Here is an 18265-nt window from a genome sequence, read left to right as displayed (position 1 = left end):
CAACCGGGACACGCGCAAGCGTGCCCCGGCCAGTCAACGAGGGGGATTACTTGGCAGCGACCGACTTGCTGCCGTCCTTGTGCCATTCGAACACCTGGAAGTCGAAGGACTTCAGGTCGCCCTGCTTGTTCCAGCCCACCGAGCCCAGAACGGTCTCGAAGTTGGACTTGTGCAGGTGGTCAGCCACCTTGGCGGGGCTGTCGCCCACGGCCTTGATGCTGTCCAGCAGCACTTGCGTGGCGGCAAAGGCGGTCAGCTGGAAGGCGCCCGAAGGATTGCGCTTCTTGTCCTTGAAGGCCTTGACCACGGCGGCGTTCTTGGGGTTGGCCGAGAAGTCTGCAGGCAGGGTCACCAGCATGCCTTCGACGGCGTTGCCGGCGATGGCGTTGACTTCGGGGTTGCCCACGCCTTCGGGGCCCATCATGCGGACCTTCAGGCCCTGCTCGGAAGCCTGGCGCAGCAGCAGGCCCATTTCAGGGTGGTAGCCACCGTAGTAGATGAAGTCCACACCGGCGCTCTTGAGCTTGGTGATGACGGCGGAGTAGTCGCTGTCGCCGGCGTTGATGCCTTCGAACAGGGCCACTTCCACGCCGGCCTTCTTCAGGTCGTCGCGCACGGAGGAGGCAATGCCCTGGCCATACGACTGCTTGTCGTGCAGCACGGCAACCTTCTTGGGTTTGGCCTTGTCCAGGATGAACTTGGCGGCGGCCGGGCCCTGCTGGTCATCGCGGCCGATGGTGCGGAAGATGAAGTGGTAGTTCTTGCCGTCGGTCAGGGCCGGGGAGGTGGCCGAGGGGGTCACGACGACCACGCCTTCGTTGTTGTAGATCGGGGCGGCGGCAATCGATGCGCCCGAGCAGACGGGGCCGATCACGTAGCCGATCTTGGCGTTGACCACACGGTTGGCGGCCACGGGACCTTGCTTGGGTTCGCAGGCGTCATCGACGGACACCAGCTCGATCTTCTTGCCATTGACGCCGCCAGCCGCATTGGCCATTTCCACGGCGGTGTTCACGCCTTCCTTGACCATGTCGCCGTACTGCGTCAGCGGGCCGGTGGTGGGAACCACCATGGCGATCTTGATTTGCGCATGCGCTGTGGAGAACAAGGCGGCACCAGCCAAACCCAGGGCGGCGACGACGGTGTGCATGCGGAACGGAATGCTCATGAGTACTTCCTTCAACTTTGGGTAAAGCGTTCTGAAAAACGCGGTGGCTCCTGTAGGGGCGATCCGCGCAAAGAAGCACAGATTAATCTCCTGGTTACCAATGGCAACAGGGTATCCCGGGGCTGGCGCGCATGCAGGCTTTTCGCTAAGGGCTGGATGCCATCGCAGGCCGCTTGTCAACGCCGGTTTTGGGCGACGAAAACGCCTGATGCCGACGGTGCACCCAGACGGTGCTGCATGAAACCAATATGACCGACTGCAAGAAGGGGAAACACGTACACGGAATGTTGCATTGCAGCAACGCGCCAGAGGGCGCCGGTTTGCGTGTTTCTGCGGTGGATCAAAACGGCACGGCGGATTCGAAACGCAGCGTTTGGCCCGACAGGGGATGGGCCAGCTCCAGCTGGTGCGCATGCAGCAGCAGGCGCGGCGACAGGGCCTGCACGGCGGCATCGGCATAGAGCGCATCGCCCAGGATGGCATGGCCCAGCGCCGCCATGTGCACGCGCAACTGGTGGGTGCGGCCCGTCACGGGCTGCAGCTGCACCCGCGTGGTGGGTGTGCCCTGGCCTTCGGTGGCTGCGGGCATGGCGCGCCACAGGGTCTGGCTGGGCTTGCCCTGCAGGGCGTCGATGATGCGCAAGGGGCGCCGCTCCCAGTCGGCGGCTATCGGCAGGTCGATGCTTTGCCAGGCGTCGGCCTGCTGCACGGCAGGGCGGCCGGCGACCACGGCCACATAGCGCTTGTGCACGCGTCGCTGCGCAAAGGCTTCGCTCAGGAGGCGCTGGCTGGCCAGGCTGCGCGCCATGACCACCAGGCCCGAGGTGGCCTGGTCCAGCCGGTGCACGACCAGCGCATCGGACCAGCGCTGCAAGGCGCGGCCGCTCAGGCAGTCCTGCTTGTCGGGGCCGCGCCCGGGCACGCACAGCAGGCCGGAGGGCTTGTCCAGCACCAGCAGCTCGGCGTCCTCGTACAGGCAGGAGACACCTGCATCGGTATCTGCATCGGCAGCAGTACCAGCACCGATGCACTCCTGCAGCCGTTCAGCGCTTGAGCCGCTCACCGCTCATTCAGGAGCCTGTGCACGGTGGCGCACAGCTCCTCCACGTCATTGGGCTTGTGCACCAGGGCCCGGGCGCCAGCGGCCATGGCGGCCTGCTCGATCTCGGCGGTGATGTAGCCCGAGGCCAGGGCGATGGGCAGCAGGGGCTGGATGGACAGCGCCTCGTACACCAGGTCGATGCCGCTGTAGCCGGGCATGTTGTAGTCGGTGACCAGCAGGTCGTAGTCCTGGGGGGCGGCGCGCAGCGCCTCGGTGGCCTCGTGCGGATCGGTGAAGCCGCTGACCTGGTAGCCGCGACGGCGCAGCAGGCGCTGCACGAGGAAGACCAGGGCCTGGTCGTCGTCCACGTACATCACATGCTGCTGTGCGGCCTGCGGGTCGGGCAGCAGGGCGAACTGCGGGCCGGTCGGGGTTTCTGCGGCTGCCAGCGGCTCCGGCAGGCTGGGCGGCGTTTCGGCCACGGGCGCCTGGGCTGGTGCGTACTCGGCGGGCGCCAGGGCGTCGGCCGGGGGAAAGTACAGCGTGAAGCGGCTGCCTTGCCCTGGAATGCTGTACACGTCCACGGCGCCGCCGTGGTTGCGCATGACGCCGTGCACCACGGGCAGGCCCAGGCCCGTTCCCTGGCCCACGGGCTTGGTGGTGAAGAAGGGCTCGAAGATGCGCTGCAGTGTGCGCGCATCCATGCCGGGGCCGTTGTCCTGCACCGACAGCGCCACGTAGCTGACGGGTGGCAGGCCCAGGCGCTCACACAGGCGCTGGTCGGGGCGCACCAGGTCGGCGTCCATCTGGATCAGGCCGCGCCGCTCACCCAGGGCGTGCATGGCGTTGGTGCACAGGTTGAACAGGGCCTGCTCCACCTGCATGGCGTCGGCCAGCATGGGGGGCAGCTGCGGCGGCACATGCACCTGCAGCTCCACGGCGGGCGGCAGGGTCACGCGCAGCAGCCGCGCCGTGTCGCCCATGACTTCGCGCGCCTGAACGGGCTTGCGCTGGGGCGGCTCGTTGCGGCTGAAGGTCAGGATCTGGCGCACCAGGTCGCGCGCGCGGCGGCCGGCCTTTTCGATCTCCTGCAGGCTTTCGATGGCTGCGGCATTGCCGCCGCAGTCGGCCTTGGCCAGCTCCACGTTGCCCAGGATGGCGCCCACGATGTTGTTGAAGTCGTGCGCAATGCCGCCGGCCATGGTGCCCAGGGCCTGCATCTTGTGCGATTCGCGCAGCTGGTCTTCCAGCTCGTTGCGCTGGGCCTCGGCCTTCTTGCGGCTGGTGAGGTCGCGCGCGAACACGGTGGTGGTCTCGCCGCCGCTGTGGTGCTCGAAGGAGACACTGACCTCGACCGGAATCTCGCGGCCGCTGGCCGTGCGCGCCGTCATCTCGCCCAGCACGGCCTGCGTGGTCAGCGGTGCAAAGGACAGGGCCTGTGCCGCATCGGGCAGGAAACGCTCCAGCGGGCTGCCCAGCGCGTCGTGCGGCGGGCACAGGAACAGGGCGGCGGCCGTGGGATTGAAGACGGTGATGCGCTGGTCCGAGTCCAGGCAGATGATGGCGTCCAGCGCCGAGTTGATGACCGATTCCAGCCGCCGCTCGCTCAGGAACAGCTGGTGGTTGCGCTGCTGCAGCGCCAGGCGCTCGGCCAACAGCGGGCCCTGGTCCACCACGGCGCACAGGTACTGGGCAATGGGCGGGCCGCTTTGCTGGGGGATGGCGATGCAGGCCACGTGCAGGTCGGCGCGCAGCTGGTGCTGCTCGGTGATCTCGAAGCAGACCTCGTGGGCCTCGGTGCGGCCCAGCTCGCGTGCGGCGGAGAAGGTCTCGCGCACGCGCTCGGCGTCGTCCGGGTGCACGAAGGGCGCGAAATTGACCAGCAGCCGGTCATGCTCGGAGGGCTGGAAGGCGCTGTGCGCCATGGCGTTGGCCTGCACCACCATGTCGTGCTCGTCCACCACCAGCAGGGGCAGGGGAATGCTGGCGAACAGGGCCTCGAAGCGCTCGGAGGCGCTTTCGGCCACGGCCTGGCTGTAGTCCAGCACGCGGTTCTGGATTTCCAGTTCGCGCTGGTAGTTGCGCAGCTCGGCCACCAGGGCCTGCAGCGGGTCGTCTTCGGGCTGGAAGAGGGGGAAGCGTTCGACGGGGGGCAGGTCGGCGCCGGGCGCCAGCAGCGCATGCAGGGGCAGGTGCTCGTCGTCGCGAGGCGGATCGGAATGGTCTGGGCTGCTCATCGCGGGCTGGCGCTGGGGAAAGCGGCACATGCCGCACAAATCCTGGTGGCCCGCGCCCGGCGTCCGGCAGATTACCGGAGCCCGGCGCGGGCAGGGCCGCAGTGTACGCGCGCCAGGCGGGGCGCCACAAGCGCCCCTTTCGGTGGCAGGTGCTTCAGCTCAGGTAAGCGTCCACGGGGATGCAGCTGCAGTACAGGTTGCGGTCGCCGTAGACGTTGTCCACGCGGCCCACCGGGCACCAGTACTTGGACTGGCGCAGGGCAGCCACCGGGTAGGCAGCGGCCTCGCGGCTATAGGGGTGGGCCCATTCCGAGGCCAGCAGCGTCTCGGCCGTGTGCGGCGCGTTCTTGAGCGGGTTGTCGTCCTGGGGCAGGCGGCCCTGCTCGATGGCGCGGATTTCCTCGCGGATGGCGATCATCGCGTCCACGAAGCGGTCCAGCTCGTACAGGCTTTCGCTTTCGGTGGGCTCCACCATCAGCGTGTTGGGCACGGGGAAGGACAGCGTGGGCGCATGGAAGCCGTAGTCGATCAGCCGCTTGGCCACGTCCTCGGCCATGATGCCCGTGCTTTCCTTGAACTGGCGCAGGTCCAGGATGCACTCGTGCGCCACATGGCCGTGCTCGCCCGCGTACAGCGTGGGGTAGTGGTCGCGCAGCCGGGCGCTGATGTAGTTGGCGCTGAGGATGGCGGTCTCGGTGGCCAGGGTCAGGCCCTGGGCACCCATCATGCGGATGTACATCCAGCTGATGGGCAGCACGGCCGCATTGCCCAGCGGTGCGGCGCTGATGGCACCCGTGCCGCCCGCAAGGCCCGCCGTGGCATGGCCGGGCAGGAAGGGGACGAGGTCCTCGACCACGCAGACGGGGCCCACGCCCGGGCCGCCGCCGCCGTGCGGAATGCAGAAGGTCTTGTGCAGGTTCAGATGGCTGACATCGCCGCCGAAGCTGCCCGGCGCGGCCAGGCCCACCAGGGCGTTCATGTTGGCGCCGTCCACGTAGACGCGCCCGCCGTGGTCATGCACCAGCTTGCACAGCTCCTTGACCTGGGTCTCGAACACGCCGTGCGTGCTGGGGTAGGTGATCATGATGCAGGCCAGGTTGGCACTGTGCTGCTCGCACTTGGCCGCCAGGTCCGCCATGTCGACGTTGCCGTTGGCGTCGCAGGCGGTGACCACCACCTGCATGCCCACCATCTGCGCGCTGGCGGGGTTGGTGCCGTGGGCGCTGCTGGGAATCAGGCAGACGTTGCGGTGCGACTGGCCCCGGCTCGCATGCCAGCCCTTGATGGCCAGCAGGCCCGCGTACTCGCCCTGGCTGCCGGCATTGGGCTGCAGGCTGATGCCGGCGTAGCCCGTGGCCTGGCACAGCCAGTCGCGCAGCTGCTTGTCCAGTTCCGCATAGCCTTGCTGCTGGTCGGCCGGGGCAAAGGGGTGCACCTGGGCGAACTCGGGCCAGGTGATGGGAATCATCTCGCTGGTGGCGTTGAGCTTCATGGTGCAGGAGCCCAGCGGGATCATGCTGCGGTCCAGCGCCAGGTCCTTGTCCGACAGCTGGCGGATGTAGCGCAGCATGGCGGTCTCGGAGCGGTGGGTGTTGAACACCGGGTGCGTGAGGAAGTCGCTGCTGCGGCGCAGGCTGTCAGGGATCAGCGGCTCCACGCCCTTTTCGAAGGCGGCGAAGCTGGGCAGGGCCTGGCCGTCCCGGGCGAAGATCTTCCACAGCAGCTCGACATCGGCGCGCGTGGTGGTCTCGTCCAGCGAGATGCACAGGTATTCCTTGAAATACACGCGCAGGTTGGCGCCCATGGACACCGCACGCTCCACGATGGCCTGGGTGGCCGCACCCGTGTGCAGGCTCAGCGTGTCGAAGCTGGGCACCTCGCGCAGCGGCGCGCCCAGCTCGGCCAGGCCGCGCGCCAGGATGGCCGTGTACGAGGCCACGCGGCGGGCGATGCGCTCCAGGCCCTCGGGGCCGTGGTAGACGGCGTACATGCTGGCCACGACGGCGGGCAGCACCTGGGCCGTGCAGATGTTGGAGGTGGCCTTCTCGCGGCGGATGTGCTGCTCGCGCGTCTGCAGTGCCAGGCGGTAGGCGGGCTTGCCGTGCACGTCCACGCTCACGCCGACCAGGCGGCCGGGCAGGGAGCGCTTGAACTCGTCGCGGCAGGCCATGAAGGCGGCATGCGGGCCGCCCGCGCCCATGGGCATGCCAAAGCGCTGGGTGGTGCCCACCACGATGTCGGCACCCCATTCGCCGGGCGGCGTGATCAGGGTCAGCGCCAGCAGGTCGGTGGCCACGATGAAGGCGGCCTGCTTTGCATGGGCCTTGTCCACGTCGGCACGCAGATCGTCGATGCGGCCGCTGGTGGCGGGGTACTGGGCCAGCACGGCGAAGTAGTCGCCCTCCATCAGCTGGTTCCATTCCTCCAGCGAGTTGGCCAGCAGCACCTCGATGCCCAGCGGCGCGGCGCGCGTCTGGATGACCTCGATGGTCTGGGGGTGGGCATCGCCCGCCACCACGAAACGGTTGCTCTTGTTCTTGACGGAGCGCTTGGCCAGCGTCATGGCCTCGGCGGCCGCCGTGGCCTCGTCCAGCATGGAGGCGTTGGCAATCGGCATGGCCGTCAGGTCGCAGACCATGGTCTGGAAGTTGACCAGGGCCTCCATGCGGCCTTGCGAGATCTCGGCCTGGTAGGGCGTGTAGGCCGTGTACCAGGCGGGGTTCTCGAGAATGTTGCGCAGGATGACGCCGGGCGTGTGCGTGCCGTAGTAGCCCTGGCCGATGAAACTTTTGAGCAGCTGGTTGCGGCCGGCAAGTGTCTTGAGTTCGGCCAACGCCTGGGCCTCGGTGGCCGCTGGCGGCAGCGCCATGGGCTGGTGGCGCCGGATGGAGGGCGGGACGATGGCGTCGATCAGCGCATCGCGCGATGCCGCGCCAATGGCGCTGAGCATGTGGGCCTCGTCTTCGGGCGCAATGCCGATATGGCGGGCCACGAATTCGGTGGCGTTCTCGAGGGCGGCAAGGGGCTGGGTGGAGGACATCAGCATGGAGGGACCTGTCTCAAAAGCTGAAAAGCGCCAGGGCGGGCCCTGGCGCCCGTCCTGGCCGGAAAGTGGCGTCAGTTGCTCTGTGCGAAGGCCGTGTAGGCAGCTTCGTCGAGCAGCGCGGCCAGCTGGCCTGCGTCGCTGAGCTTGACCTTGAAGAACCAGCCTTCGCCCAGCGGGTCGCTGTTGGCCAGGGAGGGGTCGTCGCGCAGGGCTTCGTTGACTTCGACGATCTCGCCGCTGACGGGCATGTAGACATCGGCGGCGGCCTTGACGGACTCGACCACGCCGGCCACATCGCCCTGGTTGAAGCTGGTGCCCACGGCGGGCAGATCGACGAACACCACGTCGCCCAGCGCATCCTGCGCGTGGAGGGTGATGCCGACGATGGCCGCGTCAGGGTTGGCGGCGTTGATCCATTCGTGGTCCTTGGAATACTGGATGCTCATGGCTTGCTCCGATAGAAACTGAAAAAGAAACCTGTGAAAGGCGGTTTGAGAAAGGTCAGTGCGCACTGTAGCGGCATGCGATGGCAGGAAAAACGAATCCGCTGAACTCGATCCACGCCAAGCGCGCAGGCTGTCCTCAACCGCGGTGATAGCGGGGCGCCACGAAGGGCGTGGCCTGCACCTGCATGGGCACGGCCTTGCCGCGCACCATGGCCTGCAGCGTGGTGCCGATCGCGGCGCTGCCCGGCTCCACATAGGCCAGTGCCACGGGCTGGTTCAGCGTGGGCGACAGCAGGCCGCTGGTGACCTGGCCGACCTTGCGGCCGCTGGCATCCAGCAGCTCCGTGCCTTCGCGCACGGGTACGCGCTCCAGGGCCACCAGGCCCACGCGCTTGCGCGTGAGCAGCTCGGGCGACTGCAGCTGGGCCAGCACGGTGGCCGCGCCGGGAAAGCCGCCTTCGCGCTCGCCACCGATGCGGCGGACCTTCTGCACGGCCCAGTTCAGGGCGGCCTCGGTCGGGGTGGTGGTCGTGTCCAGATCGTTGCCGTACAGGCACAGGCCGGCTTCCAGGCGCAGCGAATTGCGCGCGCCCAGGCCCACGGGCCTGACTTCGGGCTGGGCCAGCAGGGCACAGGCAAAGGCCTCGGCGTGGCTGGCGGGCAAGGAGATCTCGAAGCCGTCCTCGCCGGTATAGCCGCTGCGCGTGATGTACAGCTCGGCGCCTTCCCAATCGAAGTAGCCGCCCGTCATGAACACCAGCCCGGCCGTGTCGGGCAGCAGGCGCTCCATGGCGGCTGCTGCCTGCGGGCCCTGCAGCGCCAGCAGGCCCCGGTCGAACTGGGGCTCGATTTCACAGCGCTGGCCGATGCGGGCCTGGATGTGCGCCAGGTCTTCGTGCTTGCAGGCGCCGTTGACGATCAGGAACAGGTCGTCCTCGCGGCGCACGAACATCAGGTCGTCCAGGATGCCGCCCGCGTCGTTGAGCAGCAGGCCGTAGCGCTGGCGGTGTTCGCCCAGGCCCAGCACGTCCATGGGCAGCAGCGATTCCAGCGCCGCGCCGGCATCCGGGCCGCGCAGGCTGATCTGGCCCATGTGCGAGACATCGAACAGGCCTGCCGCCTCACGCGTGTGCAGATGCTCGGCCATCAGCCCCTGCGGGTATTGCACGGGCATGGAGTAGCCGGCAAACGGCACCATGCGCGCGCCCAGTTCCTGGTGCAGGTCGAACAGCGGGGTCTTGAGCAGATCGGTGGTGGAGGCGGCGGTCAAGGAGGGACTCTCTTTTCGGCAAGGGGCAAGGCACAACGCCATCCCGGAATCCCGGGATGTCCTGCCCTGCTGTCCGCTTTACCTGAGAGATTCACCCGCACCTTCCATGCGTGGGGCTTGCTCCTTCGGTGGATGGGGCACACCGCCGTGCCCTGCATCTCTCTCCAGCTAGGAACGCCTGCGGCCGTGGCGGCAGGCGGTGCCAGTCCTTTTGCCTGAGCGTTCGGGGCGAACCCTGCGCCTTCGGCGGTGCCGCTGCCTGTGACCATTGCGGCCGGGCGGGCACTCTCTCCTGACCGGCGCATTCTAGCTGCGGCCAGCGTCCGCGCGGCTTCGGGATTTCCGCGGGCCGACTGCCGTTCCATGCGCTTGCCTGCATGGATGCATTTGCAAATTGCATAACTGTCTAAAAAATCTCCTACATTGAGATGCATCGATATATGAAATCTCGTGAGCGAGAAGGAAGAAGCGCACATGCAGCAGACGCTGGGAGACACATTGGCCTGGCCGGCACGTTACCTGCCGAACAAGGAAGCCCTGGTCGCGTGGGAGGGCGGCGAGCGCCGCGCCTGGACCTACGCCCAGCTCGATGCCGAAGTCAACCGCCACGCCCACGGCCTGGCCGAACTGGGCATAGGCCATGGCGACGTGGTCGCGGCCTTTCTCTACAACACGCCGTCCTTTGTCTTCACCATGCTGGCGGCCGCGCGCCTGGGCGCCATCTTCAACCCCATCAACTACCGGCTGGCGGCGCAGGAGCTGGCCTTCATCCTCAAGGACGGCGCAGCGCGCGCCCTGGTGTTCGAGCACGAGGGCGGCGAGGTGGCCGCACGCGCCCAGGCCCTGCTCAAGGCCGAAGGCGGCGGCACTGGCACGGGCATCGAGCACTGGATCTTTGCCGACGATGCCCCGGCCGACCCGCTGCCGATCTGGGCCACGCAGCGCCTGTCCGCCCTGGCCAGGGGCCGCAGCAGCGCGCCGCCCCAGGCCCATGTGCGCGAGAGCGACCCCTGCATCCTCATGTACACCAGCGGCACCACGGGCCGGCCCAAGGGCGTGCTGCATACGCACCGCAGCAAGCTGGCGCACAACGCCCTCATGCACCAGACCATGCAGTTCACGCGCGACGACGTGGGCCTGGCCATGGCGCCGCTCAATCACACGGCCGAGCTGCACACCAGCTTTTTGCCGCGCCTGCAGGCCGGGGCCACCCAGGTGCTGCTGCGCCGCTTCGACGTGGCCGAGGCCTGGCGCCTGATCCGCGAAGAGCGCGTGAGCTTCTTCTTCGCGGCACCCACCATGGTCACCATGCTGCTGGCCGACCCCATTGCCTCGCCCGAGCAGGCGCCCGCGCTGCGGCTGGTGGAGTACGGCGGCGCCTCCATGGCGCCGCACCTGATCCGCGAATGGACGCGCAAGGTCGGCAGCGACCTGGTCCAGGTCTACGGCACCACCGAGATGGGGCCCTGCATGTCCATCCTCCTGCCGCGCGAGCAGCTTTCGCACGCGGGCTCGGCGGGGCTGCCCTCCATGGGCCATGACCTCATCGTGGCGCGCCTGCGCGAAGACAACGCCCCCACCGATCCGGCCGAGGCCTGCCTGCCAGGCGAGGTGGGCGAGATCCTGGTGCGCGGCCCCTGCATGATGGCCGGCTACCTCAACCGCCCTGACGCCAACACCCGCGCGCTGGCGCACGGCTGGTACCACACGGGCGACCTGGGCCACATCGACGACGATGGCTATCTCTGGATCCGTGACCGCATCGACTACATGATCAATTCGGGCGCCGAGAGCGTCTATCCCCGCGAAGTGGAAGACGCCCTGGTCGAGCACGCCGATGTGCTCGAAGTCGCCGTCATCGGCGAGGCTGATGAGCGCTGGGGCCAGATCGTCGCCGCCCACGTGGTCGCCAAGCCTGGCGCCACGCCCACGGCCGAGGCGCTGGACGCCTTCCTGGTCCACGGCGACCGCCTGGCCGCCTACAAGCGCCCGCGCCGCTACCACTTCCGCGAGGCCCTGCCCAAGACGGCCAGCGGGAAGATACAGAAGCAGTTGCTGAGGGTGGTGGTGGCAGCCTGAGGCTGCGGCCTGCGTTTACTTCTGCGCAGTACAGCACTGCGCCATCGAGTTGCGCAGCCACCGATGCATGGCATCCCCCTGCTTGCGCACATGCCAGGCCTGCTGGTAGGCAAACCGGGGCAGCTCCAGCGGCGGAGCGAAACGGCGCAGCGTTTTGTGGCGGCGCAGGTCGCCAATGGCGCGGCTGCCCACGGTCAGCACGAGGTCGGTGCCTGCCAGCACCTCCAGCGCCGCGCTCCAGTGGGGCAGGGCCAGCACCACGCGGCGGCTCAGGCCTTGGGCGGCAAGCGCCCGTTCGATTTCCTCGCTGGCGTCGGGCCGCATGGCCAGCATGACGTGCGGGCGCTGCAGCCAGTCCTGCAGTGACAGCCCGCCGCGTGCCGGCAGCACGGCCTGGTCGGCCACGCTCACGAACTGCTCCTGGAACAGATCCTGCACCTCGATGCCCTCGGGCAGGTCGGGTGCGTCGGGGAAGGGGCCCAGGGCCAGGTCCAGTTCGCCATCGGCCAGCTGGGCCAGCATCACCTCGCGCGTGGACTGGCTGATGGCCAGGTCCAGCCCGGGTGCGTGCTGGCGCAGATGCCGCATCAGCGGCGGCAGCACGATGCGCGATGCGTAGTCCGACAGCGCCAGCCGCAGCCGTCCGCGTGCGTGGGCCGGGTCGAACTCCGCCTGTGCCAGCAAGCCGTTGAGGCTGCCCAGCGCATCCGCCAGCGGTTGAACCAGGCCTTGCGCGCGTGCCGTCAGCGCCATGCGGCCGCCGCGCCGCACCAGCAACGGGTCGCCCAGATGCTCGCGCAGCTGCGCCAGCGAATGGCTCATGGCCGGCTGGCTCTTGTGCAGGCGCACGGCCGCGCGCGTCACATGTTTTTCGGCCAGCAGGGCGTGCAGGGCCAGCAGCAGGTTGAGGTCGATCCGGCGCAGTTCATCCATGCCATGAATATAGACCGTGCACACAAACGATTTCCATCAACGTGCTGGATGCGAGAGCATGCAGGCATCGATTGACAGAAGAAGAAAGGTCTTGCTGCATGACAGGTAAAAGCACATTCACCGCCCTTGCTCCCGTGGCCCTGGCGCTGCTGGCGGGGGCCATCCTGCCATTCCAGGCCGCCAGCAATGCCCTGGTGGGCCGCCTGCTGGGCCACCCGCTGTGGGGCGCGCTGGTCTCGCTGGTCGTGAGCGTCATGGTCGTGGTGCCTACACTGTGGGTGCTGCGCGCGCCCGCTCCGGCCATGGCCCAGGCGGCAGCGGGGCCATGGTGGCTATGGATAGGCGGTGTACTGGGGGCCATCTATGTGGCCAGCGCGGCCGCCGTCACGCCCAGGCTGGGCGCAGGCGGCTTCCTGGTTTGCGTGGTGGCGGGGCAGATCGTGGTCTCGGTGCTGGTGGACCACTTCGGCCTGATGGGCCTGGGTGCACGGCCGGTCAATGCGACGCGCCTGGCCGGCGTGGCCTTGATCCTGGGTGGCGTGCTGCTGGTGGTGCAGGGCGGGACGGCCCGTGCAGCGGCGGCCCCCTAAGCGCCGCGAGCACGCCCTGCTTCAGGGGCGAAGGCCACGGCCTTGCCCGCGTCAGGCGGGCATGCCCGGCGGCACGGCGGCCGGCCTTGCCGCTGGCGGGCGTTCCTGGCGGGCATCTGCCGTGCCGGGCAGGAACCGGCCCAGCCGGATGACAAAGCAGGCCCCGCCTCCGGCAGCCGGCTGGAAGAACGCGTCGCCTGCGTGCAGCCTGGCGATGCGCCTGACCACGGACAGGCCCAGACCATGCCCGTTGACGTGCCGGGTGGCGCTTGCGCGTTCATAGGGCTCGAAAACCTGTCCTGCCGCTTCGGGCGCAAGGCCCGGCCCCTGGTCGCTGACGGAAATCAGCAGGTCACCGGACGCATCGCAGCGGGCGGCCAGGGTGATGTCGCCCGCCTTGGCATATTTGATGGCGTTGCCGACAAGGTTGGAGATGGCTATGCGCACCAGGACAGGGTCGCATTGCCATTGCTGCGGGCCGTGTTCCAGATCCAGTTTCAGGCGATGCCGCCGGGACCAGCCGACGAGCTCTGCAGACTCCTCCAGGAGTTCATCCAATGGCGTCTGCTCCAGTTGCAGCCGGAACGCGCCCGCGTCCAGCCGGTCGCTGATCAGGCAGGTGTCCACCAGGGTCATCAGCCGGCGCGAGGCCCTGCGTATCTGGGACGCCTGCTCGATGAGGGAGTCCGCATCCGTCGTCGGGAACGTCTGCAGCTCGGTCGCGGCGCCGTCCACGATGGTGAGCGGGGTGCGGAACTCGTGGTTGATCATGTTGAAGAACTGGCGCTGCTCCAGCCGCATCTCCCGCTCGCTGTGCAAGGCCGTCTGCAAGGCCTGCTGGGCCGTTTGCAGCTGTGCGGTGCGCTGCAGCACCTTGGACTCCAGCTCGCGTTCGGCAGCCTGGGCGCGTGACAGGGCCTGCATCCGCTCACTGCGCAGGGCACGCTCCGCCACCCGCGTGCGGTTGGTCACCGCCATTCCCAGCAGGATGGCCTCGGAAACACGCCCGGCAAACCACAGCATCTGGGCCGATGGCAGCGCAACATCCGGCAGCAGGCCCTGGGTTCTCAGCAGGTTCAGGATGCCCAGGGCGGAAGGCACCGCAAACGCCAGCGCGCCCGGCAGGTATTGCCACTGCCTTCGAACCACCAGCAGGTACAGCACGAAGACCGCACCGAACGATGTGGACACCAGGGCCGTGAACACCACGGCACGCGAGATCTGCGGATAGCCCCCCAACAGTGCCAGGCCCAGTGCGATGGCATTCAGCCAGGCCACCACGCTGAAGAGGTGCGCAGCCCAGATCCAATGGCGGCGGAACTCGAACAATTGGCTGAAAAACACCGTCGCCACCACACAGAAGCTGCAGTAGGCGATGGAAAGTGCATGCTGGGGCTGGTCGGCGCCGGGCAGCCACAGGCCTTCGGGCCGGTAACGGAAGGCGGCGTAGGCAAAGCCGGCTGCCAGGAGCGCGGCGCAAAGAATGTAGAGCCTTTCCCTGAGCCAGCACCACAGGATCAGGCTCATCAGCGTGATGGCCAGGGCCGAGCCCATGTACGCGTACAGCAGCATGGCGGCCGGCGCCATGCTCCTGCCGGGAAAGACCGCAATGCCCTGGGCGGCCTGGGGGTTGGGCAGCAAGCAGGTGAGCAGTGCCAGAAGCGCTGCGGCTGCCAGGGCCTGCACCAGCCATTGCGTTGCAGCACCCGTTTGCCAGTGCTTCCGGCCGCCTTCGGTGGGGTTGTCTTGCGTGTGGATCAAGGGTCCGATTGGTTGATGTGGCGTGCGCCCGTATATGTCCGCCGTGCAGGCTTGCGGGGGGCCATTGTGCACCGGCGGCCATTGCGGGAAAGCGCTGTCTGCCGTCTGCCAGGTGCCCCAATGCAACAGGCCGCCCCGCTGCGGATAAGCGGGGCGGCCTGTAACGGGCTCCTGGTCTGGATCACGCATCCGGGCGCTGGCGGTAGTCGGCGGGGCTGGGTGAATGGTTTTGCTGCGCCGGTAAGCGTGCTCCCATGCAGACAAGTGTGCGCGTTTGGTCTCAGAAAATGCTGCTTTATTTCTTCAAAACAGGCGTTGCTACAGAAAATTATTCTGCGCCTGCCTGTTTTGCAGTAGATTGCTGGCCATGGACATCCTCGACAGAAAGATTCTTTCCGCCCTGCAGGCCAACGCGCGCGCCAGCCTGCAGGAAATCGGCGCTGCCGTGGGTCTGAGCGCCTCGCCCTGCTGGGCGCGCATCAAGAAGCTGGAAGAGGCGGGGGTGATCGAGGGCTATACCGTGCGCCTGAACCCGCTGGCGCTGGGCCTGGGCGATACGGTGCTGGTGCAGGTCACTCTGGACAGCCATTCGGACAACACGCTGGAGAAATTCGGCGAGATGCTGGCGACCATTCCCGAGGTGGTGGAGGCGCATCTGGTCTCGGGCGAGTACGACTACCTGCTGCGCGTCGTCGTCAAGGACACGCGTGACTACGAGCGCCTGCTGCGCGAGAAGCTCTACAAGATCAAGGGCATACGCCACAGCCAGTCCAGCTTTGTGCTGCGCACGCTGAAGAAGGCCGACCTGCCGCTGGGGGTCTGAAATCCATGCCCTCTGGCCAGGCGCCGCCGCCCGCCCCCTACCGCGAACACTCCCCGCCGCCCGCCCTGCAGCCGCACTTCCAGTGCCTGTGGAGCAGCACCGTGGCCCCGGACTATGCCGGCGGCTTTCTCGTGGTGCCCGATGGCTGCGTGGACATCGTCTGCAAAGGCGGGCAACTGCTGGCCGTGGGGCCTGACAGGGTGGCTGCGCGGCCTGCGCTGGTGCCGGGGTCCGAGGTATGGGGGGCGCGCTTCGGCCCCGGTGCGGCCAGCGCCTGGCTGGGCCTGCCCATGGACGAGATCGTGGGGCAGGCGGTGGAACTGGGTGATCTGCTGGGGCCGCACGCGCGGGAGTGGGTGCAACGCATCAACGATGCGCAGCCGGGCGCAGGGCAGGCCGTGTTCATCCATGGACTGTTGCAAATGGGCCGCGACGCCCCGGCGCCGGACCGGCAGGCCATGGAGCTGTTCAATGTGGCGGCTGCAGCCGGGCGGGATGAATCCGGTGTGCTGGCCGCCATGCGCGCGCAGCTGGACATGCCGGAGCGCAGCCTGCGCCGCCTGTGCCACGCGCAGTTTGGCTACGGCCCCAAGACCCTGGAGCGCGTGCTGCGCTTTCAGCGCCTGCTGGCCCTGGCACGGTCGGACCGGCAGGCAGGTCTTGCGGCGCTGGCGGCGGACGCCGGGTATGCGGACCAGGCGCATCTGTCGCGCGAAGTGAGGGCGCTGTGCGGCATCACGCCCAGCGCCGCCATGGCGCAGCTGCTGGATTGAGCAGTCCGGCTGGCCGTTTTGTTCAAGACCGCTGCCACGGCGTGGCCGAAGATGGCGGCTTACCAGCATTCAATGGAGCATCACATGGGCATCAGGGGCAAGAACCACCAGATCGACAACATCGAGTTCAACGTGGCCGATATCGCACGCAGCAAGGCGTTCTACGGCGAGGCCTTCGGCTGGACCTTCACCGACTACGGGCCGAGCTACACCGAGTTCAGCGATGGCCGGCTGACGGGCGGCTTCACCACCGGCGAGGAGGTGCGTCCCGGCGGCCCGTTGGTCATCCTCTACGCCGACGATCTGGCCGAGGCACAGCGCCGCGTGGAGGCGGCCGGGGCCGTGATCAGCCGCGCGGTGTTCGCGTTCCCGGGTGGCCGCAGGTTCCACTTCACCGATCCGGATGGCTACGAACTGGCCGTATGGTCGGCAGAGGCCTGAAAGCCAACAGCCCGCATCTGCGGGCTGTTTTTCATGGGGACTGGGCCGGGCGTCAGTCGACGTTGGAACCCAGCTGCATGTCCTTGTACTTCACGATGTGCGTGCCCTTGACCAGGCGGTAGCCGCCCCAGATCAGCAGGAACAGCGGCAGGCCGATGTAGGTGGCGACCACGCCGGTCCAGTCGATGCGGTCGGCCATGAAGGCCTCGTAGTTCTGGCCCAGGGTGATCACCATGCACAGCACGAAGGCGAAGATGGGGCCGAACGGGAACCAGGATGCGCGGTAGGGCAGCTGGTTCAGGTCCAGGCCCTGGGCCTCGAAGCCCTTGCGAAAGCGGTAGTGGCTGATGGCAATGCCCAGCCAGGCGATGAAGCCCGTCATGCCCGACAGATTGAGCAGCCAGATGTAGACCAGCTGCGGGCTGAAGATGTTGGTCAGGAAGCACAGCGCCGCCACCACGGTGGTGGCCAGCAGGGCCAGCGTGGGCACGCCGCGCTTGTTGACATACGAGAACATGCGCGGCGCCATGCGCTGGCAGGCCAGCGTGTAGAGCATGCGCGTGGAGGCGTACATGCCCGAATTGCCGGCCGACAGCACCGAGGTCAGCACCACGGCGTTCATCACGGCGGCGGCCGACAGCAGGCCCGCGCGTTCGAAGACCAGGGTGAAGGGGCTCACGCTGATGTCGCCCAGATCATTCTTGAGCAGGTGCGGATCGGTGTAGGGGATCAGCAGGCTGATGACCAGAATGGCGAAGACGTAGAACAGCAAAATGCGCCAGAACACCTGGCGCACGGCGCGGGGCACGTTCTTGGCGGGGTTCTCGGATTCGCCGGCGGCAATGCCGATGAGCTCCGTGCCCTGGAAGGAAAAGCCCACGATCATGGCCACGCCGATCAGCGCCGAGAAACCGCCCGCAAAGGGCGCGTCGCCCTGGCTCCACAGGGCAAAGTTGCCCCAGACGCCTTCAGGCGCGCCGCCCCGCACGATGCCCAGGATCATGAGCACGCCCACGCCGATGAAGAGGATGACGGTGGTCACCTTGATGGCGGCGAACCAGTACTCGGCCTCGCCGAAGCCTTTGACCGAGATGGCGTTGAGGCCGAACATGATGGCCAGGAACAGGGCGCTCCACAGCATGCCGTTGCCGTCGGGGAACCAGTAGGCCATGACCAGCTGGGCGGCCACCAGGTCCACGGCAATGGTGACGGCCCAGTTGTACCAGTAGTTCCAGCCCAGCGCGAAGCCGAAGCCTTCGTCCACATAGCGCGCGCCGTAGGTGGCGAACGAGCCCGAGACGGGAAGGTTCGCGGCCATTTCGCCGAGGCTGGTCATGAGGAAGTAGACCATCAGGCCCACGATCATGTAGGCCAGCAGGGCGCCGCCGGGGCCGGCCTGCGAGATGGTGGCGCCCGAGGCAACGAAGAGGCCGGTGCCGATGGAGCCGCCGATGGCGATCATGGACAGATGCCGCGCCTTGAGTTCGCGCCTGAGCGCGGTGGGAGCGGCATTCTTGGAGTTGTCTGCTGCCATGGATGTGTCGATTGGTGGATCAGATCCCGCGCGGCCGCTGGCCGGCGCGGGGGCAGGAATGCAAAACAGGAAAAACAAAAGAGCCGCTGTGTCGCGGCCCCATCAAGGTGCATGCACCACGA

At 67.7% G+C, this 18265-nt stretch carries 14 protein-coding genes and 2 riboswitches; of the genes, 5 read left to right on the top strand and 9 right to left on the bottom strand.

The genetic code is table 11. The features are described from left to right. Positions 1-46: 46 nt before the first annotated feature. The 6 genes from ACUTR7_RS16935 to gcvT form a co-directional block, all read right to left on the bottom strand. The gene (locus ACUTR7_RS16935; protein ID WP_013801936.1) at positions 47-1168 is read right to left on the bottom strand and encodes a branched-chain amino acid ABC transporter substrate-binding protein; all 1122 of its coding nucleotides are present in this window, start codon (positions 1166-1168) and stop codon (positions 47-49) included. A 340-nt stretch (positions 1169-1508) separates the two neighbouring features. Beyond that, positions 1509-2195 carry an RluA family pseudouridine synthase gene (locus tag ACUTR7_RS16930; protein ID WP_445609441.1) on the bottom strand — a complete coding sequence of 229 codons (687 nt, stop codon included), beginning with the start codon at positions 2193-2195 and terminating at the stop codon, positions 1509-1511. A gap of 32 nt (positions 2196-2227) precedes the next feature. Next, entirely contained in the window at positions 2228-4447 is a 2220-nt protein-coding gene (locus ACUTR7_RS16925; RefSeq protein WP_043824706.1) for a PAS domain-containing hybrid sensor histidine kinase/response regulator, read from the bottom strand. 154 nt (positions 4448-4601) lie between these two features. Continuing rightward, positions 4602-7493 (bottom strand): aminomethyl-transferring glycine dehydrogenase, encoded by a 2892-nt coding sequence (gene gcvP, locus ACUTR7_RS16920; protein WP_445609347.1) that lies wholly within the window; start codon positions 7491-7493, stop codon positions 4602-4604. Between the two features lie 71 nt (positions 7494-7564). Further along, positions 7565-7939 carry a glycine cleavage system protein GcvH gene (gene gcvH, locus ACUTR7_RS16915; protein ID WP_012206130.1) on the bottom strand — a complete coding sequence of 125 codons (375 nt, stop codon included), beginning with the start codon at positions 7937-7939 and terminating at the stop codon, positions 7565-7567. 136 nt (positions 7940-8075) lie between these two features. Continuing rightward, complete coding sequence (gcvT, locus tag ACUTR7_RS16910; protein ID WP_445609346.1) at positions 8076-9209, bottom strand: glycine cleavage system aminomethyltransferase GcvT; 1134 nt, start codon at positions 9207-9209, stop codon at positions 8076-8078. Between the two features lie 59 nt (positions 9210-9268). Next, positions 9269-9387, bottom strand: a riboswitch (glycine riboswitch). Between the two features lie 15 nt (positions 9388-9402). Then, positions 9403-9514, bottom strand: a riboswitch (glycine riboswitch). 169 nt (positions 9515-9683) lie between these two features. Here gcvT and ACUTR7_RS16905 point away from each other — a divergent pair. Next, positions 9684-11288 (top strand): fatty acid--CoA ligase, encoded by a 1605-nt coding sequence (locus ACUTR7_RS16905; protein ID WP_445609440.1) that lies wholly within the window; start codon positions 9684-9686, stop codon positions 11286-11288. A gap of 15 nt (positions 11289-11303) precedes the next feature. On the opposite strand, the gene ACUTR7_RS16900 is transcribed toward ACUTR7_RS16905, so the two are convergent. After that, the gene (locus tag ACUTR7_RS16900) at positions 11304-12221 is read right to left on the bottom strand and encodes a LysR family transcriptional regulator (RefSeq protein ID WP_445609345.1); all 918 of its coding nucleotides are present in this window, start codon (positions 12219-12221) and stop codon (positions 11304-11306) included. Positions 12222-12319: 98 nt separating this feature from the next. Between ACUTR7_RS16900 and ACUTR7_RS16895 the strand changes: the two genes are divergently transcribed. Then, complete coding sequence (locus tag ACUTR7_RS16895) at positions 12320-12811, top strand: DMT family transporter (protein ID WP_445609344.1); 492 nt, start codon at positions 12320-12322, stop codon at positions 12809-12811. Positions 12812-12862: 51 nt separating this feature from the next. On the opposite strand, the gene ACUTR7_RS16890 is transcribed toward ACUTR7_RS16895, so the two are convergent. Further along, positions 12863-14572 carry a sensor histidine kinase gene (locus ACUTR7_RS16890; protein ID WP_445609343.1) on the bottom strand — a complete coding sequence of 570 codons (1710 nt, stop codon included), beginning with the start codon at positions 14570-14572 and terminating at the stop codon, positions 12863-12865. A 367-nt stretch (positions 14573-14939) separates the two neighbouring features. On the opposite strand from ACUTR7_RS16890, the gene ACUTR7_RS16885 reads away from it, so the two are divergent. The 3 genes from ACUTR7_RS16885 (at position 14940) to ACUTR7_RS16875 (ending at position 16609) form a co-directional block, all read left to right on the top strand. After that, entirely contained in the window at positions 14940-15395 is a 456-nt protein-coding gene (locus ACUTR7_RS16885) for an Lrp/AsnC family transcriptional regulator (protein WP_012206124.1), read from the top strand. A 5-nt stretch (positions 15396-15400) separates the two neighbouring features. Continuing rightward, complete coding sequence (locus ACUTR7_RS16880; RefSeq protein ID WP_445609342.1) at positions 15401-16168, top strand: helix-turn-helix domain-containing protein; 768 nt, start codon at positions 15401-15403, stop codon at positions 16166-16168. 84 nt (positions 16169-16252) lie between these two features. After that, positions 16253-16609, top strand: coding sequence for a VOC family protein (locus tag ACUTR7_RS16875; RefSeq protein ID WP_071956184.1), 357 nt, complete (start codon positions 16253-16255; stop codon positions 16607-16609). A 52-nt stretch (positions 16610-16661) separates the two neighbouring features. Here ACUTR7_RS16875 and ACUTR7_RS16870 read toward each other — a convergent pair whose 3' ends face one another. Next, the gene (locus tag ACUTR7_RS16870) at positions 16662-18143 is read right to left on the bottom strand and encodes an amino acid permease (RefSeq protein ID WP_013801947.1); all 1482 of its coding nucleotides are present in this window, start codon (positions 18141-18143) and stop codon (positions 16662-16664) included. Between the last annotated feature and the right edge of the window lie 122 nt (positions 18144-18265).

The sequence above is a fragment of the Delftia sp. NA_296.1 genome (assembly GCF_052692095.1).
Note: the sequence above shows the minus strand (reverse complement) of the source record. Positions and strands in the feature narration are given on the sequence as shown.